The 22,470-nt window shown below is 55.9% G+C and carries 20 protein-coding genes and 1 pseudogene; 6 read left to right on the top strand and 15 right to left on the bottom strand.

Annotated elements, in window-relative coordinates:
- The first annotated feature begins 42 nt into the window (after positions 1 to 42).
- Both N2597_RS11420 and N2597_RS11415 read left to right on the top strand, forming a co-directional pair.
- Positions 43 to 1,608 (top strand): IS66-like element ISRel19 family transposase, encoded by a 1,566-nt coding sequence (locus tag N2597_RS11420; protein ID WP_183844595.1) that lies wholly within the window; start codon positions 43 to 45, stop codon positions 1,606 to 1,608.
- Complete coding sequence (locus tag N2597_RS11415) at positions 1,608 to 1,913, top strand: hypothetical protein (RefSeq protein ID WP_009996984.1); 306 nt, start codon at positions 1,608 to 1,610, stop codon at positions 1,911 to 1,913. Before N2597_RS11420 ends, N2597_RS11415 begins: the two co-directional genes overlap by 1 nt.
- 210 nt (positions 1,914 to 2,123) lie before the next feature.
- On the opposite strand, the pseudogene N2597_RS11410 reads toward N2597_RS11415, so the two are convergent.
- The 4 genes and pseudogenes from N2597_RS11410 to N2597_RS11395 form a co-directional block, all read right to left on the bottom strand.
- Positions 2,124 to 2,376 (bottom strand): annotated as a pseudogene (locus N2597_RS11410) (VOC family protein); the annotation flags it as partial.
- A 126-nt stretch (positions 2,377 to 2,502) separates the two neighbouring features.
- Entirely contained in the window at positions 2,503 to 3,153 is a 651-nt protein-coding gene (locus N2597_RS11405) for a glycoside hydrolase family 19 protein (RefSeq protein WP_183599259.1), read from the bottom strand.
- 471 nt (positions 3,154 to 3,624) lie between these two features.
- Entirely contained in the window at positions 3,625 to 4,521 is an 897-nt protein-coding gene (locus N2597_RS11400; RefSeq protein WP_183599260.1) for a S66 peptidase family protein, read from the bottom strand.
- A 221-nt stretch (positions 4,522 to 4,742) separates the two neighbouring features.
- Positions 4,743 to 5,108: a GNAT family N-acetyltransferase gene (locus N2597_RS11395; RefSeq protein WP_183599261.1), complete on the bottom strand. Its 366-nt coding sequence runs from the start codon at positions 5,106 to 5,108 to the stop codon at positions 4,743 to 4,745.
- Positions 5,109 to 6,376: 1,268 nt separating this feature from the next.
- Here N2597_RS11395 and leuS point away from each other — a divergent pair.
- Positions 6,377 to 8,890 (top strand): leucine--tRNA ligase, encoded by a 2,514-nt coding sequence (gene leuS, locus N2597_RS11390; protein ID WP_183599262.1) that lies wholly within the window; start codon positions 6,377 to 6,379, stop codon positions 8,888 to 8,890.
- Between the two features lie 69 nt (positions 8,891 to 8,959).
- Here leuS and N2597_RS11385 read toward each other — a convergent pair whose 3' ends face one another.
- From N2597_RS11385 to N2597_RS11355, 8 genes are all read right to left on the bottom strand, one after another.
- Positions 8,960 to 9,832: an ornithine carbamoyltransferase gene (locus tag N2597_RS11385; protein WP_183599263.1), complete on the bottom strand. Its 873-nt coding sequence runs from the start codon at positions 9,830 to 9,832 to the stop codon at positions 8,960 to 8,962.
- Positions 9,833 to 9,919: 87 nt separating this feature from the next.
- Positions 9,920 to 10,426, bottom strand: a complete 507-nt coding sequence (locus N2597_RS11380; RefSeq protein WP_225881463.1) for a hypothetical protein — start codon at positions 10,424 to 10,426, stop codon at positions 9,920 to 9,922.
- A 178-nt stretch (positions 10,427 to 10,604) separates the two neighbouring features.
- Complete coding sequence (locus tag N2597_RS11375) at positions 10,605 to 11,000, bottom strand: hypothetical protein (protein WP_183599265.1); 396 nt, start codon at positions 10,998 to 11,000, stop codon at positions 10,605 to 10,607.
- An 84-nt stretch (positions 11,001 to 11,084) separates the two neighbouring features.
- Positions 11,085 to 11,387: an HNH endonuclease gene (locus N2597_RS33710; protein WP_225881465.1), complete on the bottom strand. Its 303-nt coding sequence runs from the start codon at positions 11,385 to 11,387 to the stop codon at positions 11,085 to 11,087.
- Positions 11,388 to 11,819: 432 nt separating this feature from the next.
- Positions 11,820 to 13,331: a WG repeat-containing protein gene (locus tag N2597_RS11370; RefSeq protein WP_183599267.1), complete on the bottom strand. Its 1,512-nt coding sequence runs from the start codon at positions 13,329 to 13,331 to the stop codon at positions 11,820 to 11,822.
- Positions 13,328 to 14,527 (bottom strand): serine hydrolase, encoded by a 1,200-nt coding sequence (locus tag N2597_RS11365; RefSeq protein WP_183599269.1) that lies wholly within the window; start codon positions 14,525 to 14,527, stop codon positions 13,328 to 13,330. Before N2597_RS11365 ends, N2597_RS11370 begins: the two co-directional genes overlap by 4 nt.
- Positions 14,524 to 16,128 carry a right-handed parallel beta-helix repeat-containing protein gene (locus tag N2597_RS11360; RefSeq protein ID WP_225881462.1) on the bottom strand — a complete coding sequence of 535 codons (1,605 nt, stop codon included), beginning with the start codon at positions 16,126 to 16,128 and terminating at the stop codon, positions 14,524 to 14,526. The genes N2597_RS11365 and N2597_RS11360 overlap by 4 nt, the downstream gene beginning before the upstream one ends.
- A gap of 24 nt (positions 16,129 to 16,152) precedes the next feature.
- Entirely contained in the window at positions 16,153 to 17,259 is a 1,107-nt protein-coding gene (locus N2597_RS11355) for a hypothetical protein (RefSeq protein WP_183599271.1), read from the bottom strand.
- A 194-nt stretch (positions 17,260 to 17,453) separates the two neighbouring features.
- Between N2597_RS11355 and N2597_RS11350 the strand changes: the two genes are divergently transcribed.
- The gene (locus N2597_RS11350) at positions 17,454 to 18,023 is read left to right on the top strand and encodes a hypothetical protein (protein ID WP_183602401.1); all 570 of its coding nucleotides are present in this window, start codon (positions 17,454 to 17,456) and stop codon (positions 18,021 to 18,023) included.
- A 570-nt stretch (positions 18,024 to 18,593) separates the two neighbouring features.
- Here N2597_RS11350 and N2597_RS11345 read toward each other — a convergent pair.
- The 3 genes from N2597_RS11345 to N2597_RS11335 all read right to left on the bottom strand — a co-directional run bounded on the left by N2597_RS11345 (position 18,594) and on the right by N2597_RS11335 (position 20,970).
- A complete protein-coding gene (locus tag N2597_RS11345) occupies positions 18,594 to 18,722 on the bottom strand; it encodes a hypothetical protein (RefSeq protein WP_341356173.1) in 129 nt (42 codons plus the stop codon).
- Positions 18,723 to 18,904: 182 nt separating this feature from the next.
- Positions 18,905 to 20,593 (bottom strand): RecQ family ATP-dependent DNA helicase, encoded by a 1,689-nt coding sequence (locus tag N2597_RS11340; protein WP_183599275.1) that lies wholly within the window; start codon positions 20,591 to 20,593, stop codon positions 18,905 to 18,907.
- Between the two features lie 68 nt (positions 20,594 to 20,661).
- Complete coding sequence (locus tag N2597_RS11335; protein WP_183599277.1) at positions 20,662 to 20,970, bottom strand: DUF982 domain-containing protein; 309 nt, start codon at positions 20,968 to 20,970, stop codon at positions 20,662 to 20,664.
- 497 nt (positions 20,971 to 21,467) lie between these two features.
- Between N2597_RS11335 and N2597_RS11330 the strand changes: the two genes are divergently transcribed.
- Positions 21,468 to 21,704: a hypothetical protein gene (locus tag N2597_RS11330; RefSeq protein ID WP_183602398.1), complete on the top strand. Its 237-nt coding sequence runs from the start codon at positions 21,468 to 21,470 to the stop codon at positions 21,702 to 21,704.
- Positions 21,691 to 22,092, top strand: coding sequence for a cytidine deaminase family protein (locus tag N2597_RS11325; protein WP_183599281.1), 402 nt, complete (start codon positions 21,691 to 21,693; stop codon positions 22,090 to 22,092). The genes N2597_RS11330 and N2597_RS11325 overlap by 14 nt, the downstream gene beginning before the upstream one ends.
- Positions 22,093 to 22,470: the final 378 nt, after the last annotated feature.

Here is a 22,470-nt window from a genome sequence, read left to right as displayed (position 1 = left end):
TAACGCTGGTGCGTCAGAGGCAAATCGGCTAGTTTCGCGGATATGGAAACAGCGCCGCTGGACAGTCAGGACGAGCTCAATACTTTGCGCGCACTCGTCGCGGAACAGGCGGCAAAACTTGAGAGCCAGGAAGCCGAGGTCATCAAGCGAGACTCCATAATCGGGCTTCTTCGCGCGCAACTGGAGCTTCTCCGACATCGGCAACATGGCGCGTCTTCGGAAAAGATCGACAGGAAGATCGAGCAATTCGAGCTGATGTTGGAGGAGATCGAGGCCTCCCGGGCCGAGGCTGAACAGCGCTCCGGGAAACCGCCTCTGCCGGAGTTGGACGACGCATCCGAGAAGCCGAAGCGCAAGCCTCTACCCGATGATCTCACCACCGAAGAACTGGTCTATGCAGCTCCCTGCAATTGCCCGACCTGCGGTGGCACTTCGTTCCTGAAGGCGGCCGACAGAGTGGTCCAGGTGCTGGAGCACGTGCCGGCGTCGGTCAAGATTGTCCGGCATGTCGAGAAGCGCATGATCTGCAGGGAATGCGATACGACAGTGGCTGGCGAGATGCCGACCTTGCCGATCGAGCGCGGCAAACCCGGGCCGGGGCTGCTCGCCCACATCATGATCGCCAAATTCGACGATCACATTCCCCTCTACCGCCTGTCAGAGATGTACGACCGGTTGGGGATAGACATCTCCCGATCCGTAATGGCCGACTGGGTCGGCCGGGTATCTGCATTGCTGACACCACTTGTCCTGTTAATCAGGGCCCATATCGCCGCACTCGACCGAATACATACGGACGATACCCCGGTCGATGTTCTCGACCCCGGGCGGGGCAAGACAAAAACCGGCAGGGTCTGGGTCTACGTCTTTGACGGCAGTGGCTATCAATCCGCCACTCCCGCAGCCATTGCCTATTACTACAGCCCCGACCGCAGGGGCGCACATCCGGCTGATCACCTGGCAAGCTTCAGCGGCGTCATGCATGCCGACGGCTACGGGGGTTACAAGAAGCTCTATGGCAACCAGATCATTGAAGCCGCCTGCATGGCGCATGTGCGCCGCAAGTTCCATGATGTGATAAAGCTCAAGCCGTCTCCGATCGCTGAGGAAGCGCTGTCACGCATCGGCGCTCTCTACGATATCGAGAACCGTATCCGAGGCATGTCGGCTGACGAGCGGCGCACCCTGCGCCAACACCATGCCCGGCCTGTTCTGGACGAACTCAAGGCCTGGATCGAGGCGACACTCTCGACTTTGCCTCAGAAGCAGAGGCTGGCCGAGGCGATGCGATATGCCCTGTCGCGATGGGCAGCCTTGAGCGTCTACATCGACGATGGCCGTGTCGAAATCGACAACAACATCGCTGAACGAGCCATGCGTCCGCTTGGAATTGGAAGGAAGAACTGGCTGTTTGCCGGCTCGGACAAGGGCGGCGAGCGCATCGCCAACATCCTCACCATCATCGAGACGGTCAAACTGCAAGGCCATAATCCAGAGGTCTATCTGACGGATGTCCTGACCCGGATCCAGGATCACCCCGAAGACCGAATTGAAGACCTCCTGCCTTGGAACTGGACGCCGGCAAAAGCTCGATGCGAGGCCGCCTGATGGCGCGCTCGAGGTTCATCTACACACTCAGCCAAGTCGCCGGCATGATCGGCGAAAACCTCGAACTGATCGAAGAAGTGACCGCAAACTCGGACAACATCTCCGAAGGCGAACTGGTTTACGTCGGCGATGGCAGTGAAGACGGCACGAAGGGTCTGACCGAGAATGGCATCGAAGAACTTCAAAGCCTACTCGCCGACATCAGGACGTGGGACGGCGGTATCCGCGAGTTCCTCATCGACACACAGTGCGATCCTGAAATAATCGACCGCATCATGGCCGATGAGATGAAACGCGGCCTATAGATTCCATCTCTCGACACCCGAAAATGCGTTCGCCGGACGCTTACCATCGACCCAAAGCGACCTTTCAGAGATCGCGGTTTCGGCGATGGTAGTCGTGATCCAAGTCGTTCCAGACGTGGAACCCATTCCAAAGACAGAGCCAAGACGACAATTCTCCGAAAGAGTCAGTGTTATAATCCGAGACATCTAGGCGGTTTGGTGCCTGTGGCGTTTTTTGACTGCTTCTCGAATTGGAGCAGCAAAGGCAAGATGATGTCCTGGACCAACGGAGGACGCTGCCCCGGCACGAAGCTTGTTGGCTAATTTATCCCCAGAGCCTGGCGGTCCGTAGCCGACAGCTTGACGCATCGCCGGGCGTTAAATCTTCCGACACTCTCGAATAGCCTAAAGGCAGCAAGACGGCATCATAGAAGGTGTACGACTTCTCGATGTTTGAGACGCCGAATGACTCATGATGGAGCATCTGTGCTTTCCTTACGGACTGATGTGCGAAGAGAGCGGACGGAATATAGTCTGCACTTCATGCCTGAAGCAACGCCGAGGACACTGGAACGGGACCAGGTATTTCTCTTCAAACAGTGAGTTCCAGCTATCGAGCGGCGATCTTCGGTGTAGCTTCAGCAACGCCATAGCCAGTTTGCTCAAGGCTGGCGTCGTATGCGACGGCATGTGCCGCGATTTTACTGGCACAATCCGTTCCATTGATAACTCGGCGAGCGCCGAGGAAGTCGGCTCCCCGAAGGTTGATGTAATCCGACAGCTTCTTGCCCGTAAACCAGCCGTCCTTTGAGCCGATAACTAGAATCTTTGCCGCAGTGTCCGGTGCTAGTGCTTCAGCCGGATCCGACACGAGGTCGACGCCCAGCTTGATGCTGGCCAGACGGTAATTGTAATAATGTGTTAGCTGGACATAGCCCCGCCCAAACCAGCCTTGACGCCAGTATGGGGAGGACACCCAAGGCAGCTTGCCTTTTGCCCAAGCGGCGTCAAGGCGAGCGATGGCTTGACGGTCAGTGGCCGCGAAGGTCTCGCGGACCGGCGTCATAAGGCCTCCGGTCTCATGAAAGGTTGTCGCGAGCACGTATGCGCATTGACTGCGCAGTAGTCCGCGCAACTTGCATTCCGAAATAAGAAGTCGAGTGTAACCGCGATCCAGGTCGCCGATGCCGCTCTTGGCGGCGAATGCTGCGGCGAAAGAAAGAGAAATAGTCAGGCATGCTGCAGCGAGTGTTTTGAGCATGTGCTCCGCTTCCCGTTCAGAGTGCCGCATGAGTGCGCCACCTATGCAGTCGGAGGCGGGTCTCGTGCGTGTGCTACATCTGATGGGGGGGTGGAACTGGTGATGTCTAAATATAAGCAGCAATAACAGATACTTATAGTGCGTTTAAGTCGCCCAATATTGCTTAGTCGGTGATATGTTGAGGAAGAAATCGGAACATGCGGGAATCATCAAGGAGACCTGAAATTCTGCGTGCCACAACAATTGCCTAAATTGGTTTTAAGGACTTAGGAAAGATGAGGTTGTCTTGCCAGGGTGTGGAGACGCTCGGTCATCCTCACTACAGAGAACTTGTGTCCGTACGGAAACACAGAACCCTTGGTCGACGATTCCGTTAAAGAAGGCAGTAAAACGACGCCCACGCCGATATAGAGATCGTCGTTCTCGGTTGGCGATTTGGATCGATCTTATAATCGAGGCAGCTTCGGTCGATTAGTTGAAAGTAGACGTGATCGTCAGCGCCTTATTGTCGGCGTCTAACGTTGCCTCAGTACCAATCGGGATCGCCAGCGCGTCAGGACCGTGTCCTAACGGCAGACCGCCCAGTATTGGAACGCCAAGCACGCCCAGACGGTCCCGTAACACATCAATCACCGTCAATCCTTTAGAAGGCGCGAATTTGGAAAACTGTCCGACAGCAACGCCTGCGATACCTGCGAGGCATCCAGATTTTATGAGACGGGTCAAAGTTCTGTCGATATGGCCTAGACCCTTCTCGACATCTTCGATCAGCAGAATGGCACCGTGCAGGCTTGGGAGTGCCCAACCGGCTGCCGTTGCGATCATGTCCAGATTGCCGCCTAGTAGTCTGCCTCGAACCTTTCCAGACGTCGTGAGGCCAGCCGTAGGTTCGGCTTCATCTGAATGAACGATGGTATCTTCCATGGATGAGATAACACGCTCGAATGATTTGGAAGAGGTCTCGCCTGATTGGATCGGGTTCCACGCAGCACCATGTATTCCTGGCACCGCACATTGTTGCCAGATCGATAGGTGAAGGATCGTGATCTCACTGAATCCGATCAGGACCTTTGGGTTCGCACGCATGGCGGCGAAGTCGATGGCATCTGCGATACGGTAGGCCCCCTTTCCGCCCCTGGTCGCTATGACGGCGCGGACGGAGGGGTCCCGAATGGCATCATTCAGGTCCGAGAGACGGTCTTCATCCCGGCCAGCGAGGTAGCCAAGCCGGTCAAGGGCATGAGGTCCGACCTGAGGTTTAAGACCCAGTCCTTCGAGATATCTAACACAGATATCGACGTCGGCGTCGCTCGGAGTGCTCGCTGGCGAGACTAGACGGACGATGTCTCCAGCAGCAAATCCTGCCATCTTTGGCTTCCAAGAAACATCCATCTTGAGATTGTCCCCATCAAAATTGACTTGGTACAAAGTTTAAAAATGCCAGCGTCGCCCGCTAGTTTCCAGCCGTGACGCGACCATCGACAATGCTGCCATTCGAGAGTTGGCCGAAGGTCGGCTTCGGCCGGGAGCGAAATTGCGTTCTATGGGACTACCATGATTTTGCGCCATGGCTTGGGCGTGGCGCGGGATCAGGATGTCAATACTGCCTTGGAAAACCGGCGGCGTTCCAGCGTTTCCGCCTCTAGTACGAACCCCGCTCGCTTATAGAATCGGTCCGCAGGATTTGTGGTTAGGACGCTGAGCTTGGTAGGAAGTCCCTGTTGTGCTGCGTGGTAAGACTTCATGTTCAAAACATACGACCCTATTCCCCTATTTTGAAAGCCGGGGGCTATATAGAGCTTTTCTACAAAAATATGATCTTCGTGCCAGATCACGGCAACACATCCAACGGCCTTGCCGTTCAGTTCAATCACCTCATGACCCGTAACATCTAGGCTCTCCGCCGTGTTAGACTGTTTCCAGTCGCCCCACAATTCCTCGGCGTAGCCGCGCATGCAGACTTCCTCTAGGTTAAGCAGGAAAGCCGCATCCGATCTTGTCGCGGGACGTAGGACTATTGACATTGTCTAGCCGTTCGCCGCGTCTGGTATGCGACGTCGCACGAGTGATCGCTCCAATTCGTCCCCCAGCCATCGATCAGGATACGGCGCTCCCACAATTGTCCGCTGGACTACGAGCCCGCTATAGCCCAGCTCCTCAAGGCGCAACACAAGCAAGGCAGCATCTATTTGAACCATGAAGCGAGCGGAGCCACTCACCTGCTGGAGTACACCCCGCATTGCGGCATACGTTCTGAAGCCGAAAGAGGCCGCGACAGCTTCATCGGCATGCGACGAGCCGATGGCCGGATACTGCTTGCGTAGCGCCTTTTTGAGAGCTGCTATGTTGTGCGACGAAAACTTTATTGTCTCATAGAACATTGGCAATCCCTTATCCTCATCGAAGTCTGCCGATTACACTTCGACCTCCGGACAGGGGACGTCATTGATCTTAATACCCTTCAACCCGGCAGCAGGTTCGGTAAGGCTCCCGCTCGAAATGTAACACCCGCATCTCAGACTATCAAGGAAGTGCATCCGCGCCCCTATGGGGCTTTTCGTAGGATTCTAGCGCTTGCGGGTCACGTCAGCGATGCGGCTACGTGTGTTTATGGAGACGCGATATCGTTTGAGGTTGTTGGCAGATACGACTGAGATCGGCTCCATGCCAATCTCCACTAAAGCGCCATGCAGCAGCGGAGTATCCCACCGGAAGGGAACGTCGGCCCAGAAGAGCGTAAGAGGCCCTCTCGCTCCTGAACCGCATCGCACAGGGTGCCATTATGGTTTCGACTGCTCCGCCCCGATATTATCCCGACAAGCCCCTATGATCGGCTCCTGCAGTAACCAGACAAATGCTCTTGGCAGAAGCGATCATATCAGGCACTCTTAACCCCATGATGACCTTCGCGAGCAAAGCAGCATGTGTGCGTATCCTGGACGCACGACTTACCAACCCGGCCTCCTGACTGGAGCCGGGGCTATCGTGCCATTTGCCTTCACCTGATTTACGTGGTCATCATCCGTGAACACCAGAACGTCTCCTTCGCCTTATCGTGCATTCACCGCCGAGCCCTGGTTGGCGCTGCGGATGTATGTGCGTCGACTTAGCTACGGCTGCCGGAAGCCATCGGAGTACCGGCAGCCGTAGCTGCTCCTGAAACTCGAAAACCAGAGACATTTTAAAAGACGCCACCACAGTTGGTCGGCGCGAGGAGCGAAGTATGCCTTACGATCCACGGGCCATTGAAGCCAAATGGCAGGCCTATTGGGCCGAGCACCACACCTTTCACGCGGAGATCGAGCCCTCCAAGTCGAAATTTTATGCACTCGACATGTTTCCTTACCCCTCGGGGACAGGGCTGCATGTCGGCCATCCTCTTGGCTATACGGCGACGGACATTCTGTGCCGCTACAAGCGCATGCGTGGATTCAATGTGTTGCATCCAATGGGGTGGGACAGCTTTGGTCTGCCTGCGGAGCGCCACGCGATGCGCACCGCTGTTCATCCATCCATTACGACGAAACGCAATATCGAGACATTTCGTGGCCAGGTGCAGCGGCTGGGGTTTTCCTATGACTGGAGCCGCGAACTCGCCACCACCGATCCTTCCTATGTGCGGTGGACGCAGTGGATTTTCTTGAAGTTGTTCGAGCGTGGCCTCGCGTACCAAGCCGAAGTGCCGGTCAACTGGTGCCCAGCGCAGAAAGCCGTACTCGCTGACGAGGAAGTCAAAGACGGGCGTTATGTCGAGACCGGTGATCCGGTCGTCCGCCGCCAGATGCGTCAATGGATGTTACGCATCACCGCCTATGCCGACAGGCTGTTGGATGGCTTGGATGATCTCGACTGGCCTGAGAGCCTGAAGGCCATGCAGCGCAATTGGATCGGTCGCTCGGAAGGGGCCGAGATTGCGTTCGCTGTTGAGCATGGCGGATCGGAAATCGTGACCTTTACGAGCAGACCCGAGACCCTGTTTGGCGTGAGCTACATCGTGGTCGCGCCTGAGCATCCGCTGGTGACTGTCATTGTGACTCAGGAGGCGCGAGATGCGGTGGAAAGGTATGTTGCACAGACCGCAACCCTCGATGAGCCATCGCGCAGCGATGCCGCACGCGAGAAGACCGGCGTTTTCACGGGTGCGTACGCGATCAATCCGGCAACGGGAGCCCGCTTGCCGATCTGGGTGGCGGACTATGTTCTGGGTGAGTATGGCACTGGTGCCCTGATAGGCGTACCCGCCCACGATTCTCGCGATCACGCCTTTGCTCTCACGCATGGCCTGCCAATCATTCGCGTTGTTGAGAGTGAGCAGACTGTCGAACGGGTCGCCTACGAGGGTGACGGTCCGATGGTCAATTCCGGATTTCTGGATGGCCTGGACTCCTCGACGGCCAGACGAAGTGTGATCGACTGGCTTGAGGATAACGGGGCAGGAAAAGCGAAGGTTACCTATCGGCTTCGCGATTGGCTCTTTTCGCGTCAGCGTTATTGGGGTGAGCCGATCCCGGTGCTGCATCTGGCAGATGGTTCGGTTATGCCCCTGTCGGAAGAGTGCCTGCCGCTGTTGCCGCCCGAATTGGATGACTATGCTCCGACGACTGACGGAGAGCCACCGCTCGCCCGTGCCGAGGCGTGGGTCCAGACGACCGTGCCGGGCACTGACATTCCGGCATGGCGAGAAACGAACACGATGCCCCAGTGGGCTGGCTCCTGCTGGTACTATTTACGCTTCCTCGATCCGCATAACGAGCGCGAGTTGGTTGGACATGAGGCCGAGCGCTACTGGATGCCTGTCGATATCTACATCGGTGGAGCCGAGCACGCCGTCTTGCATCTGCTCTATGCACGCTTCTGGCACAAGGTCCTCTACGATATCGGGGTGGTTTCAACCGAGGAGCCGTTCCAACGCCTGTTCAATCAAGGAATGATCCTAGCGCACTCCTACCGGGATACGAGTGGGCGATATTATGAACCGTCCGATGTCACCGAAAGGGACCGCCGATGGTTTGCCGGATCGGTCGAGGTGCATCGAGCCGTCGAGAAGATGTCCAAGTCGCGCCTGAACGTGGTGAACCCCGATGAGGTCGTTGAGGAATATGGGGCTGACGCACTGCGGCTCTACGAGATGTTCATGGGACCACTGGATGGCACCAAGCCTTGGCAAATTTCAGGAGTGATCGGTGTGCGCCGGTTCCTGGATCGGGTTTGGCGCATTGTCTGTGATGATGCCGACAGAATGTATCGGGATGTGCGGGACGTCGCGCCCAGCCCCGAACTCCTTCGGTTGCGACATCAGACGGTGAAGTTCGTCACTGATGATATTGAAGCCCTGCGCTTCAACACTGCTATCGCCCGCCTTATGGAATTGTCCAATGCTCTGATGGCAGCGGCCGAGCGACCGCGCGAAGTCGTGGAAACATTGGTGTTGTTGCTGTCGCCGTTCGCTCCTCACATTGCTGAAGAGCTGTGGAGCAAGCTTGGTCATCGCGGAACGATAGCGCTCGTTCCGTGGCCAAGTTTTGATCCTGACCTGCCAGCGGAGGAGACGCGTGAGTACGTTGTTCAGATCAATGGCAAGGTTCGGCACCGTTTCAGAGCGGCGGCCGATCTGGGAGGCGGTTTGCTGGAGGCCGCGCGATCACAGCCTGAGGTGGCGACCTTGCTTGCCGGTAGGATAATTGCGAAGGAAATAGTAGTCCCGGGCCGCTTGGTGAACTTTGTCGCAAGGGAATAAGGTTCGCAACTGACGTCCGGTCGAAGCCGGTTTTCTGCTGTCCATCCGTCGTGGCGAGGGTGCCGTGATTCAGGAAGTAACCCACTCCATCAAGGCATTCTGAGCGTGAAGCAGAAAGGCCTTTGCCTCGCGGCTGCAGCACGACGGGTGCGACATCGCGTCGGCTGTCACTTCCTGACCCCTTGCAACGGGTGGGCAAGGCAGAAAGATCATGTCTTGCCGCCCTTGGTCGAGGAGTGATGCTGACACCTGATAGGGTGCCAATTCGCCTTCCTTTGCGTCGCCGGGCCACGAGTCTGTGACAATCACGTCCGCATCGAAGACGTGGCGGATGTCGTGGCTGGTATCGAAATTCGGGTTTAGCAGGTGCGGATCAGTGATCTGCCAGCGCTCCGGATATACCTGGACGACGTGGATGGGCATCGCCTTCGACGCCTCAACCCATGACCGGAAAATGTTGGCGTCCGGCGCGATCCCAACGACCTTTATGCCTTCCAGTGTTCCCCTGACGCTTTTGATGTAGGCAAGATCACCAAGGGTCTCGCAGGGATGATTGGATTTTGTTCGAGCATTGATGATGGGCGCGTTGGCGACTAAGGCAAGCTCTCGCAAGGTGGCGAGCTCCTTCGTCCTGACAACGAGGAGATCGAACCAGTTGTCGAGATAGCCCGCCAGATCGGATGTGCTCTCTCGAATATTGAAGCTGATCGGCGGCTCCACAGATATTCCGCCCATGGCCTTCACACCTAGTTCGAAGGCTGTTGTGTTCCGCCACCCAGTGTCATCGACGATGATGCCGATCCGCTTGCCAGACAGTGATTGCGGCATGGTACGGCTGTGCCAATGCTTCGCGAGCTGATGCGAGCGGTCGATGAGTTTAATGATTGTATCCGCCGGTAACGAATGGAATTCGAGGAAGTCCTTGTTCGGCTTTGAATTCATAGCTCTTCCGGAGACGACGAACGGCATTTTGGATGTGTAGACCACGTTCAGGGTTACGTTAGGGAAATTCCGTGTCTCTGCAATAGTTTAGTACGGGGGGTTTTGAATTGTCGCGAAGTTGAATGTATCAATCATGGTGGTGATAGGGTCAGGGAAGTAGCGATAACTGGCAACGGATTTGCCCTTCACGATATAATCCTTTTGCTCCACGTCTCCCATCACGATCAGTGCAACCGTCATCCTTGCCGTTCCAAGCACCTTGAAGGCGACGAGTTTTTCCTCTGCCCTCGCGCATTGCTTTCCGGGCTCACAGAGCCTGCCAATCAATCGCATTTGAGCGAACGGCTCGAAGCCGGGGAAGGACGAGCCGCCGAAGAACGAAGCGCTATCCTTCAGGGCGGACCATTCCGTTCCGGCCGTAATCTTTGCAAAAAACTCTCGCGCATTTCGGTGGGTGAAGTCCTTCGCCACGAAAGGCGCGACCGAAGCAATCAGGAGTGTGACTTTTTTTTCGGCAATCCAGCAATCGATCCACAGATGACCGTCATCAGGCGCTTTAACCTCGCGGGCCTTACAGGCTGAGTCTGCGGCCATGGAGGTATTGCCAGGTCCCCTCACCAACCACATGGCTGCAGACGATGTCTCAGCGGACGCAGCCCACAGGGTGACAAGGCATATCATTGTAGCGAATAATCTAGGCTTCATTTTACCTCTGACGGCAGGTCTCCCGAACTCTGCTGTTGTTCCCGTAACCGATACAGTTCAAACGCGCTTACTTGTCGCGACTAATACTCTTGTCGAGGGATTCCCGCTGAGCGATGATCCGAGCAATTCGCCTTTGCGATTTCATATCATGCCACATCGCCCATAGCGCAAGGCCGATGAATAGCATGCAGATCAGGCGGAAAAGCCAAAGCGTTCCAGCCGCTCCAAATATCGCTGTCAGCATTGCGGACCGCCGTGAGGAGCTTACATCGTCAATCAGCACGATGGCAGTAACTAAGACAACAATGACAACAGCGCCGATGAATTTCGGATTGTATAATTTTCTCATCACACCATTGATGAACGCCAACAATCTCCAACCCGTAAACATGCTGTGGTTGCGTTCAAAGATTCGCGCCTTCGAATGTTGTGTCCGGCCCGCATCTCCGACGCTGGCTTCCACAACTCCGCTCGTGGTGCGTAGCCGTGGCGTTCTCCTTCATTTCTTTGCCAGACTGCTTGTGGTGAAGCCTATATAGGTTGGTCATCACCCCGCGTGACTATCCAATACGTCGGCTTCAGACTGCTGATGCGTTAACTGGACAGGATGCCATCGACCTTTTTCGATCCTGGATCGAACAAAGCTGGCATAGGAAGCTGCATCTTTCGGCCGCTTCTTCCGATGACGAGTCCTGTTGCAATAATGACAGGCGGCGACGATGTTCTCCTGGATGTCGCGACCTCCATCGCATCGAGCCTTTAAATGCTCTGCAGTGCAGCGGAAGTGCCGGACTGACCGAGAAGATAAGGAATAGCGTGTTTTGAAAATCTCCGCGTCGCGTTCCCACATGGGAAAGGAGCAATAGTAACATCGCCAGCCTTGGCTCTCGGCAGCTTTGTTTCTTAAAATTCTGATTCGACTGTTTGATTTCATGAGCTCACGTCCTTTGCTTCATTGCTGAAGCGGACGTGCAGCGACTTAAGAGCCGCCCCTCAGTTGGGAGGAAAACCTCGCACAAGACGACGCCGATTGGCGTCACTCCGCAGTCTCTGAACGGTACGAGCGCTTAAAATCGCGCAACGCTGACGGGCCTTTCACCAGCCCCAAGCAAGCAAATCGACTTGCCTCCGTCCGATCTAAAGGTAAACGGGCAAGTCAAATTGTCAATCGAGGCCGTTCCCAGATCGTCGCAAAATTACCAGGCCGCCGATGAGTGCAAATACGTCTTCTCATCGCTCGAACCTACCGATGTCCGAACGTACAGGAGCCGTGGCATCGACCTCATTCGCACGGAATGATCTCCCTGCATGACACAGAAATCGTGCCTCTCGCCTGTATCCCGTCCCCGATCAGCCTTGGTGGTGGATTCGATGGGTCCAGACCATGCTTTAAGTAAGCCTGCATCCATAGAACGCTGCTTCTGAACGGATCGGGATCGAGCTTCTCCGGATAATAATGAGGCGTCTCGAATTCGTAGTAGGCGGGGAGGCAGTCCGGCTTACTGCGAACTTTGCGGTTCGGGCCGATTGGGCACCATGCGTTCTTGGCGGTGTCGGGAACCCATGTGACTCCTTGATGGAAACACGAGATCGCTTCAAATTTGGGTTCGACCAGAATGCGCCCGTCAGGCCCTTCCAGTCCCCAGAGCCCGTCCTTCGACACAATCGACGCGCCAAATTTGCACTGGGTGTTTTTGGAAGGAATAATCGGTTCCCCGCGCCTGAAGGGGTAGGGCTTTTCCTCGGGAGCATCAATAAGGCTGCCATCCGGGCTAATGCCGAACCACTTTTCATCAACAAGCACCTTGGACGGCTTCCCTTGAAGATCGCGTTCGGCCTTTTTGAAAAGCCTGCCTCCAAGGAGACTGCCGCCTGTATCCAGAAAGCCTTCTTCGCCATTCAGGCGGGCGACCGAATAGCCCTGCTGCCAATACGACAACCAGTCGTAGGCGAGGGGAATGACGACGCGTCCGTCCGCATCGACCGCTCCCGACAGTTGACGTCGCGTTCCAGCTTCTTTCATTTTGATCGAAACAACGGCCCGCCCGTCATAGAGTGACTGAACCGCGTCGAAGGCCGGTTCAATCTTCCAATGACCGTCTTGATCCATGAGGCCAAAACGCCCCTGTTTCGAATTAAGGTCGCGAGCCCAAACGTAAGTTGGACGGCCACGTTCGAAGGGTTTGAATTCGTAAGTGTCTGCGGTCAGCCAGCCCTTGGTCAGGCTGAAAAGGCCCATTGGTTGATATTCGAAGAACAACCCGTCGAATGGGGCCAATTCTTCCAATTCGGGGGGCCGCCTTTGCCTATACTGCCCCTTCCGCACGACGAGGACATCGCCCATGACCGGTGTCGAACGAGCGAATTGCGGCTCCAACACCACCTTCCCGGTCTTTGCGACGATGCCTGTATGCTGACCGACGAGTATTTCCGCAAATCCGTCATGAAAGGGTCCGGCTAGATCGAACTGGGGTTCGATCACGACTTTGCCCGTCGCGTCCACGTATCCGAAAAGCCCGTTAATGCGCACTGCGGCCATGCCCTCCGAAAACGGCATGGCCCGCTCAAATGCCTTCGGGATCAATTCTTTGCCAGTCCGTCCGTCGGCGTATCCGCACAAGTCGAATACGCCGCCACACGAAGGAAACATCGAGTTGTCGTTCAGAGTGACGTCGTCATTGCTGAAGCCCGAGGACGGCGAGCAAATGAACGCTGCGACCAACCGCAGAATATGGGACCATTTCCTCGGCCGGTTCGCGAAAAGCTGCAGCAATTGCTGAATGACCTCTCTCAACGGCCGAGCCTCTTCACGATGGCATCGTGCGTCTTAAGTGCGATACACCTCGCATGACTGCTCACGGGGACCGCATCCCAATCTGACAGCTGAACGATAACGACATCGTCGTGCGGGTAAATGTGAATGAACTGACCATCCCGACCATATGCAAAATAATCCGGCCGCTTCTGCCTTAGCCACCAGAAATACCCATAGCCCAGTTTGCAGCCGTCAACCGACGCGTCGCTTTCTTTCTCAAGGCCCTTGAAACGGCCTTCGAGAGGGGCAGTCGCCAAGTCGAACCATGCGGCCGGAATGCCTTTGCCCCGTCCTTGGTGGAGAACGAAATCGCCAAAACGAGCAAGATCATCGATCCTGGCTTTGAAGCAGCAAGAACCAATGGGATCGCCATTGATGTCGACGTTCCAACTTGCGGAATGCGCTGCTCCGATCATCGACCAGACTCCCTTTTCGAAGGCCTTCAGCGGGGGAAGGCGCGATAGGTCCCGTGCGACAGCTATAGCCATCGCTGAATCGAGCGCCGAGTAGTTGAATCGTTCTGGACGATGTCGGGTAGGTCTGTATCGGGATGCGAAGCTGATCAGGGACTGCTTTCTTGGGGGTGTCCGAACTTGATTGTCGAATGCGATGGAGTCGGAAAGCAATGCTGGCCAATAGCCCTCACGCCATTGAATATCCGACCGCATCAATAGCAGCTTGTTGAGCCGCACCGTCGAATAGCTTTCGGCCAGCGTCATGCGATTGCGAAGTTTTAGAAAGCTGCCAACCGGCCTTTGCACGATGGCTTCGAATTCTGCTCTGGTTCGAAGATGATACCTTTCCGCGAGAGCTTGCCCGAGCAGCGTCGACGTCAGCGATTTCGCCACAGAGGCGACTCCGTACATCTTGTCGATGCCATTTTTGCCTCCCTCGCAGATGTCCGTCTCGTGATACAGCTCGACGCGGACGGTTCGGTTTTTGATGACATAGAGGCCACAGACACCCATTTGCTGCACATACTGCCGGATATCACAGCGCGTCTCCAACGAACACCATACGTCAATATCGGAGAGGCGACGCCCGTCATCATAGAGAGGCGATGCCTGCGGAGGGGCGGTAATGGGAAGAGACTTGGACGGTTCTTCTGCGGTCGTCTGAGAGGACGAAGCGGTTACAGCCAGCGTGATGCCTACGAGAAATGCTATTATCCTCACGAAACCTCACGCCGTTTGTGTGTCCGTCCTGGCCAATAGGACCAGAACGCCGGGTCTTCAAACCGGATGAATTCGTTTCCTTGCCAAGCTCCGACCTGATGGTGCGTCGTATCGACGGCGATCTCCGTCGTGCCATCGGGCCGCTGCACGATGAGATCAACAGCATCAATCCTGTTCTTGGTCTTCAAGCCGTGCGGAAGCCCCGGCCTTCGGTCTGCGAAAGTAGGCGACTCTCCGCTGAGAGCTTTGCCTATCGGGTATCCCGCATTGCGTATTGCGTCGGGAATCGAGGGGTGGTGGATTACATCGCCGTCGAACCGAATTCCCAAAAACGGCCAAAGCCTCGTGAAGTGCTCCCGCTCAAATTCCAGGGTTTTGGCAGTATTCGCGCAATATGGTGTTGGATCGTTGAAATTCTTGCCAAACGGTGCCGTTATCGATGCGTCAGCTTCGTAATAGTCGATAGCATTATTAACGTGCACGAATTTTGAGAAGCGCTTCTTCTTCGCCATCGGAGCACGCAGCACCCAGCTGTTGTTAAAGACGTAGTGGGGGCCGTCCGCGACGTGGTCAGTCGGGAATTTGAAGAGCTGGCCCCTCGTGTGCGTATCTTCTTCGGGGCCGGGCTTACGCAAATTCCAACCGAGGTTTCCGTAGATATAGAAGTAACCCGAACGCGCCATTTCCAGCGAAAACGGCACGTAGCAATCGACGATCATGTTATGGCGGATCGTCCAGTTCCAGGCGAAGTGCTCAGGCTCGATGGCATTGTCGCGAATTCGAATGAACCAGTTGCCCTCGACCAGGACGTTGCGTGAGCAGCTGTCGACGATGGACTCGGCGACTTGGTTGAAGAAATGGATGCCGTTGAAGGCGTCGACGATGATGTTGTTCTTGATGACCACGTAGCCCGCGATACTCCAGGCCCGAAAGAAGTCGCCGTCGTAAGCACGTGCATCCTTCTCGATGCTGACGGACTTCCCAGTGTCCCGCCGTTCACCATGCACCTGAATCCAATCGATCTCCTGCCATAGTTTCGATGGCGTGCCTTCCAGCTCCCTGTCGATTGGCCGCTTCGCGCGGATCGCGTCGCAGATTTCCCAGCCGTTCCCACTGATGTCCTGAACCCAATCGCATCCCTCAACGAGGATGTGACGCGTGTTCGTGCCGGTGGCACCGATGGCAAAGGTTCCACCGCTGATCCTCAGGCCCCGCAGCGTGATGTGCTGGCAGTTTTCGAGGTAGATCGCTGTTGGCCAGCAGCCTTCAAAATGCAGTTTCTCGATTGTGATCCACTGACAATTCTTGAGGACGAGCATGCCGTTGTCGGCAAGATAGTATAGCCCAGGGAAGCGACCACCGGCCTCCTGCGCTGCGGCCAACATATTGCCGGTTTCTTTGTATTCTTCGAAGGACACCCTTGGTCCGAGTATCGCATCGGGACCACGGATCACGATTGGCTCAGACTCGGTTCCAGCCAGTGCTGACAGTATTATAGGCTTCTCATATTGACCCTCTGTGAGATCAAGCCGGTCCCCTGCAGTGAGCCGCCCAATTCGCCTGTGCACGTTGTCGGGACGGGCGCTGCGCATTCTTCCCATGATTATCTCCGTTCGAACGAGCGATCAGGGACCGGCTGTCCAGACGATGAAAATCGGGAAATGATCGGAACCAAAAGTGTCTGATCCTATCTTGGGTGCTGCGAAGGACGACGCTTGTGCTGCGGGGACCGCCATGTGGTCAATGGCTTTGTCGGCAAATTCAGTCTCGTTAAAGGTGCGGCCCAGGTCCTTGGTCACCATCGTCCACTTCTGGCTGCCGGACAGCGGCACCGTCATAATGGCGAAAGTGTCATCGAACCCATCACCTGTACAGGCGCTGGCAGGGAACGGTGCCTTCGCACAGGTGAAGGCCGTAAGCTGACAGTCATCGAAGGACTGGCCGAACTTGCCCGGCTCGAAGGACGTGTTCCAGTCGCCCTCGATCAGAACGGTGCGGCCGTCAGCTACAGCCTGATCGGCAACTGTCTTGGTGGCTGCGATCACCCGCTCACGTTTGAAGGCGTTGTCTTTGTCCTCCTTTGCCTTCACATCGGACCCGTTGTCCAGGACTGTTTGAAGGGCAGGGAGCGCAGGCAGTCCCAGCTTTTTCAGATGGCCAATACTCTGATCAGCCGCATAGCAGGCGTCGTTAGAATTCGATTTCAGGTGTACCGGGAAAACGGTCAGGCCGTTTGCCAGATCGACACGCAGGGTCCCACGGTCGGTCACCGCTAGGCCCATCATGTCGGTGCCCTTTAGCGGCATCTCCGTCACCGGTATAGAGCTATCGCCGTCTGGCTTGGACTTCGTCATGACCGGGTGGGTGCGTCCTTCCGGTTTTGGGTCGAATTCGATCACAGACGTGATCGGTATCTTCGAGAGGACACCGACTTCCAAGCTCATATGGATTTCGTTGCGTTGGACCTGACCGTCAGACATAGTCGCATAGTAGGTCTGCCAGCCGATTGCGTTGGCGATGGCCGTCAGATCGGGTCGCCCTGTCAACTCGACCAGCACAATCACGTCGGGCGACAAGGTGTCGGCCATCTTCTTGTAGTCGGATGCCCGCGTGAGGACTTCCTCATAAGGCGAGGCAGCAACGTTCCAGGAAACGATTTTGACGTCAGCCGCCAAAGAATGCGTGGCAAGCAGCGTACCGGACACGAATAAAAGCGAGCGCAAGCAGTTCATTTCGATAAACCCCCTCAAGTTTAGGAAATGTGAATGCGGTGATATTCTATTGCTGATAGTGGAACACTACCCGTGCTGCGGGAGTTTGCAAGCCATTTGCCGAGGCGAGGAGCCTTTCCGCGCTTGCCACTGAGATGCCGTCGGGCCCGACTGTTTCGGAGGAAGGTGATGACGCCGAACAAGACGACGCGCCCATGCAGCCAAGGGGAGAGCAGTTAATAGCCCTGCTCAGCGCCGTCGAGTATGGGGCCGAGCACGCGAGCGAATATGAATTGGTATGTGAGGAGATCGTCGATTATTTGTTCGGTGGCGTGTTGCTGGATGGTCGCAGGCACCCACGGCTGGATGACGGCCTGAGTATCCTTGATATTGTGTATCGCGTGAAATCGCAGGATCAATTTTGGTCTGCTTTAGCCCGGGATTTTCGCGCTCGCGTTATAGTTTTTGAATGCAAGAATTATACGGGGCCAGTGGGTCCGATGCAGGTGTTCACCACTGAACGCTATATGAGCACTGTTGCCCTCAGGTCAGTGTGTTTCGTTCTCAGCCGTACCGCCGCCCATCCTCACGCGATAGTCGCAGCACAAGGAGCGATGCGAGAAACCGGTAAGTTGATCATCTTCCTTCATGACGAGGACCTAGCCACGATGTTGAGGCTTCGAGACACACAGGTCAACGAGCACCCGGCATCGTGGGCGGATAACGACCCAACGGAAATTCTCGATCAAAAAATTTATGAGTTTCTGGCAACGATGCCGCGTTAGAGGCGAAGCACTTGTGGTTTGAATCGGACTGCAACTCCCGCATCATTCGACACATAAAACCTTCCAGCTTCGGAAAAACGTGCGAGTTCCCGGTCTGACACGATCTTGGAGAGACTTCGGCTTATCACTGTTGGCGAATAGCCGTTGCAACTCAGTGATTTCTTAGTGTTTTCATTCCTCGGGCTGCCATACCGCAATTTCGTAATGGAAGATTGAGCGACATGAACCTTCTCGGTTTGCGTCGCGAGGCTTTCGTTATGGGGACCAACCCACCAGCTCCGCACGAAGGATTGAAAACCAGCGAGGCAAATGATCGGGCGCTTGCACAGCAAGAATAAGGCTGCATACGATAAGAGCAAATCTCGGCGCGACCGTGACTTTAAACCCCACGCCTTTTTTTCCATATGAATTCCATGTGCAGCCTCGACACATCGGTTGGACCGAAATTGAGTTATCCTGTGGTGACGGTGGCCGCAAACACTATATATAGTATTAACTGCTTCTTATCGCCAGTGCCCAAACTGCTGTTTTGGTATCGGTTAGGCCGGAGAGGTGATGGCGTTGTTGCCGTCACCTCCACACCCCGAGCAAGAAGGGGAGATACTCCGGCGCGTTGACTGCCAACACGATACCGAACAGAGCAAACATCGACTTGTCGGTGATGCCAAAATCTAGGCCCTTGGCGAACAGCCATTTCAATCTCATAGCCAACCTCAGGAACTGCTTTTTTCCTTTATAGAACGGTTGGGGACATCTGGGATTCTCGCATCCCGCAAAACGAAGATCGACGGCTTGCATGAGCTAAAGAAGCGAACCCACAACGTGGACCGGCTCGTGCAAACAAGCGGGCGCTCTACGACCGTTGGTCCGGAGCCACAGCCTCAGAAACGGGTAAATACTGACATCAAATGGTCTGAGAGAGCCTTGGACTGGCGGCCTTGTCGCGCACAGGCGTCGCAACAGTATCGGAAGCGCCGCGCCTTGCTATCGCTACTGAAGACCCAGTTGAGGATCATGCGTCCGAGCCCTTGCCGCGCCGGGACTTTCGGCCCCTCGAAATATTCGACGAGTCCAGTTCGCAGACAGCCCTTGGCGCTGAGCAGCACACTTAGGTCCTCAATCTGCGAATACCGCTGTTGGAGCATCGACTGAGCAGTGACTTCATCGAGTTCTGAGCTGCCGGACGTCTTTTCGGCCATAAAACGAAGGAGGCCAACATCGCGCCCGGCACGATTGCCTTCGGTAAATATGATCGCTGCCGACTGATCGCCATCGCGTCCGGCTCTACCGAACTCCTGAAGATAATCTTCGACAGACGACGGCTGCTGCCAGTGGATAACGAGGCGAACGTCGGGCACATCCAAGCCCATGCCGAAGGCGTTCGTACAGATTATATGGTCGACAACCGGTCGGCTTTCCCCTTGGAAGCGTTTTAGTAGTTCCTGGCGCTCCCATTCCGTACCGAGTTTCGAATGGTAAAACGGGACGTCAAGGCCACTGTTCCGCAGGTTCGATTGCAGTTCCTGACCAATACGAGCCGTCGGAACGAAGATCATGGCCTTCCGTCCCGCGATAAACGGCGTGCGCAGCAACTTCGCAATTTCCAGATGACGAGAGGCGGTGGCACAGCGCCACCGGATCAATGCGATGTTCGGTCGATCAACGCCGCGAACGAACACCGTTGCATCCTCAATCCCCAAGGATGCCAAGATGCGTTTCTGCATCGTTAGTCCGGCAGTCGCGGTGAACGCCAAAATCGGCGGCGAACCCAAGCTCTGGCGCACCTCCCGCAAACGCCCGTATTCGGGGCGAAAATCGCGGCCCCATTGATCGACGCAATGAGCTTCGTCGACGACCATGTATTCTGGCTGGCTTCGTGCCAAGGCGTCTCGCTCCTCTTGTCGCCGAACGAAGAAGCGCTCCGGCGCGAGGTAGAGGAACTTCACGGCCTGCTGCTCTACCATGGAGTAACGGATTTCCTTCTCGTCGTGACTGAGGCCGCTTTTGACGAAAGTGGCCGGTATTTTCTTGCGGAGCAGCCCCGAAACCTGGTCGGTCATTAACGTCTTCAAAGGGCTGACGACAATGGTCATCCCCTTTCGCAGCAGGGCGGGGAGCTGGAAACAGAGCGACTTGCCGGACCCCGTCGGGCTCACGACCAGAATGGATTTTCCGGTGAGCGCTGCCAAAACGATTGGGAGCTGACCGTCGCGAAAATGGGATGCACCAAAAAGCCGGAGGATAGGACCGAAGTTCATATCGGCCTCAAGAGCTCGCGCTTCCTTGTCCAGCCATCGGGCAAGCCGCATCGCCCAGCGTTCGATTACCCGCCGCGCCAGACCTCCTGCCAGGTTTGGGTGATGGGCCGCGTGACAGCCATCGCAGAGAGTGACAAGATTTGAGGGGTTATCGGACCCGCCCATGGACCGAGGCAGTAGATGATGCACGTCAGCCTCGGCGGACGTCACCTTCGTTGAGCAGGACACGCATTGAAAGCCATCACGTTGCAGGACAACGCGGCGCGTTTGCTTCCAGTTATCTGTCAGGCCGTGGTTGGCGACTTTCTTCATTGGGCCGAGAATGGGCGAAAGTCGCTGAGAAAGCGTAACCAACCTCATCTGGCATGATCGATGATCAGTCAAATGGAGCGGATTGCAGCCAACCGTTTCCTTCCTAGTTGTGATCGCTGAACGACGGTCAGCGCAACGATTCCTGCCTCATCGGCCGCACGCAAAAACGCCTCCCTGAACTGTTCCGCAGCAATCTTACCGCTGATCGCATCCACGCAAGCCTTTACCGCAGTGAAATATTCTTCGCCGTCATCGGAAGGCCAGTCCTTGAGCAGGACATATGCCGCGTCGCCGAGGGTGCGGATGATCCTGTGAGCTGGCTGACCGCGCAGTGTCAGCCCGACGGGTGTGAATGCAGACGTTGCGTCCCAGTCCATTGTTGTCGACCTCAAGGCAGGGATCGCAATCCCTGGAGAGCACTATACGCCTGGATGCCAAATTCGTAATTGACGATTGGTTACCTGACGTGACTGGCTGTGAAGGCTCGCGGCATGGAAAGGGATGGGCGCTCTACCACTGCATATCGGAGCGCCCTAAGTTGCCTCGTCCATTGTTGCGATGAGCAACGGCAGCATGCCGAGATAACGAGATTCTGATGAGATTGCGACCTCAAGACCGACAATTTCCGAATGCCGACTTGCAGTTAGGGGCTCTAGGTCGATGGTGGGTTGCATTGGGGCCATCGGCGGACGGCATGGTGCCGGGGAGATGTCTCGATAAACGCACCGCCATCCGACATCGAAGCACATCGGCTGGTCAAGGCGTTCCTGGATTTCACTGGATCGCGGACGTAATTTCGTTATCATCTTCTCGCTGGTCGCTTGGAGCCCAGTCGGCGGATGCTACCGCTATGGCTCTATCAGCGGAGTGTGAAGTGGGCTTACTTTCTGATATTGCGATTGATATCGATGACCTCGACCTATTGGAGGCGATTATTGCCGATGCTTGCAACGAGCTAAGGGTTTCTCCCGACCATGGCCTTGTCACCCGGGTCGTAGACCTGCATTCGCAGGGACAATCTCAAAGCAAAATAATGGAGGCTCTTCTTGCAGAATTCGGCAATTCTCCTGCTCGTTACAAGGTGACAACCTGCCGTCATGAAGAACAATGATCTAATTGAGCAGGCTGCCCACCTACTCAAACCGCATCAAACAATGAACGGTCGCTTGTTTGGCGATGTCGGTGCCGTGGTGATATCCAGCACCGGAAATCGTTATGTCGGCGTTTGCGTTGACACGCCTAGCTGGGGGCTGTGTGCGGAAAGAAGCGCGATGGCTGCCATGGTCACGAATGGCGAATATCGCTTTCGCAAGGCGGTGGCCGTTTGGCGCGATCAGCAAACGGGACGCCTTCACGTCCTGCCGCCTTGCGGCGTATGCCGTGAATTCATGCGCCAGGTGGATGAAGGAAACCTCGATGCGGAAATCGTCCTTGATGGCGAACGGACCAAAATGCTTCGCGAACTGATTCCAGAGTGCGAATGGCCGGAGCCAATCTAAGTGAGGCTTGGACGCAGCGACTTTCGTCTCAACGCCTCAGATAGCTCTTCGACCCGTCGTCGGTAATGCAATAGCGACCGCCACGAAGGCCGGTGCAATATGAGCCAGTTCGACAGGAACAACTGGGTGAACTGGCCGGTTGCATCTCACCTGCGCCAGCCCCCAGCAGCCGAGACCGCCCAATTCCGCGCAGGACTTCTTACTTCCGCTTACCGATCCGTCGCGGCAGATGAAAGTCGAGCCCTGACAGTGATCGATACCGCCCTTCTTGCCACTGCAGGGCGTGTTCGTTGCGAATACGGAAGAAGACAATATGCAGCTGGCGGCAAATGCCACGACCATCAAAGTCTGAAAATGAAATGCTGATAGTGCTTTTGG

It is taken from the genome of Rhizobium sophoriradicis (assembly GCF_025200795.1).
Classification (GTDB): Bacteria; Pseudomonadota; Alphaproteobacteria; order Rhizobiales; family Rhizobiaceae; genus Rhizobium; species Rhizobium sophoriradicis.
This window is presented reverse-complemented; position numbering and strand designations above follow the sequence as displayed.

Bases quoted from the DNA above. Each gene is read 5' to 3' on its own strand.
- N2597_RS11420 (WP_183844595.1), top strand. From the start codon at position 43: ATGGAAACAGCGCCGCTGGACAGTCAGGACGAGCTCAATACTTTGCGC.
- N2597_RS11415 (WP_009996984.1), top strand. From the start codon at position 1,608: ATGGCGCGCTCGAGGTTCATCTACACACTCAGCCAAGTCGCCGGCATG.
- N2597_RS11405 (WP_183599259.1), bottom strand. From the start codon at position 3,153: ATGCTCAAAACACTCGCTGCAGCATGCCTGACTATTTCTCTTTCTTTC.
- N2597_RS11400 (WP_183599260.1), bottom strand. From the start codon at position 4,521: ATGGCAGGATTTGCTGCTGGAGACATCGTCCGTCTAGTCTCGCCAGCG.
- N2597_RS11395 (WP_183599261.1), bottom strand. From the start codon at position 5,108: ATGCGCGGCTACGCCGAGGAATTGTGGGGCGACTGGAAACAGTCTAAC.
- leuS (WP_183599262.1), top strand. From the start codon at position 6,377: ATGCCTTACGATCCACGGGCCATTGAAGCCAAATGGCAGGCCTATTGG.
- N2597_RS11385 (WP_183599263.1), bottom strand. From the start codon at position 9,832: ATGAATTCAAAGCCGAACAAGGACTTCCTCGAATTCCATTCGTTACCG.
- N2597_RS11380 (WP_225881463.1), bottom strand. From the start codon at position 10,426: ATGGCCGCAGACTCAGCCTGTAAGGCCCGCGAGGTTAAAGCGCCTGAT.
- N2597_RS33710 (WP_225881465.1), bottom strand. From the start codon at position 11,387: ATGTGGGAACGCGACGCGGAGATTTTCAAAACACGCTATTCCTTATCT.
- N2597_RS11360 (WP_225881462.1), bottom strand. From the start codon at position 16,128: ATGGGAAGAATGCGCAGCGCCCGTCCCGACAACGTGCACAGGCGAATT.
- N2597_RS11355 (WP_183599271.1), bottom strand. From the start codon at position 17,259: ATGAACTGCTTGCGCTCGCTTTTATTCGTGTCCGGTACGCTGCTTGCC.
- N2597_RS11350 (WP_183602401.1), top strand. From the start codon at position 17,454: ATGCAGCCAAGGGGAGAGCAGTTAATAGCCCTGCTCAGCGCCGTCGAG.
- N2597_RS11340 (WP_183599275.1), bottom strand. From the start codon at position 20,593: ATGAAGAAAGTCGCCAACCACGGCCTGACAGATAACTGGAAGCAAACG.
- N2597_RS11335 (WP_183599277.1), bottom strand. From the start codon at position 20,970: ATGGACTGGGACGCAACGTCTGCATTCACACCCGTCGGGCTGACACTG.
- N2597_RS11325 (WP_183599281.1), top strand. From the start codon at position 21,691: ATGAAGAACAATGATCTAATTGAGCAGGCTGCCCACCTACTCAAACCG.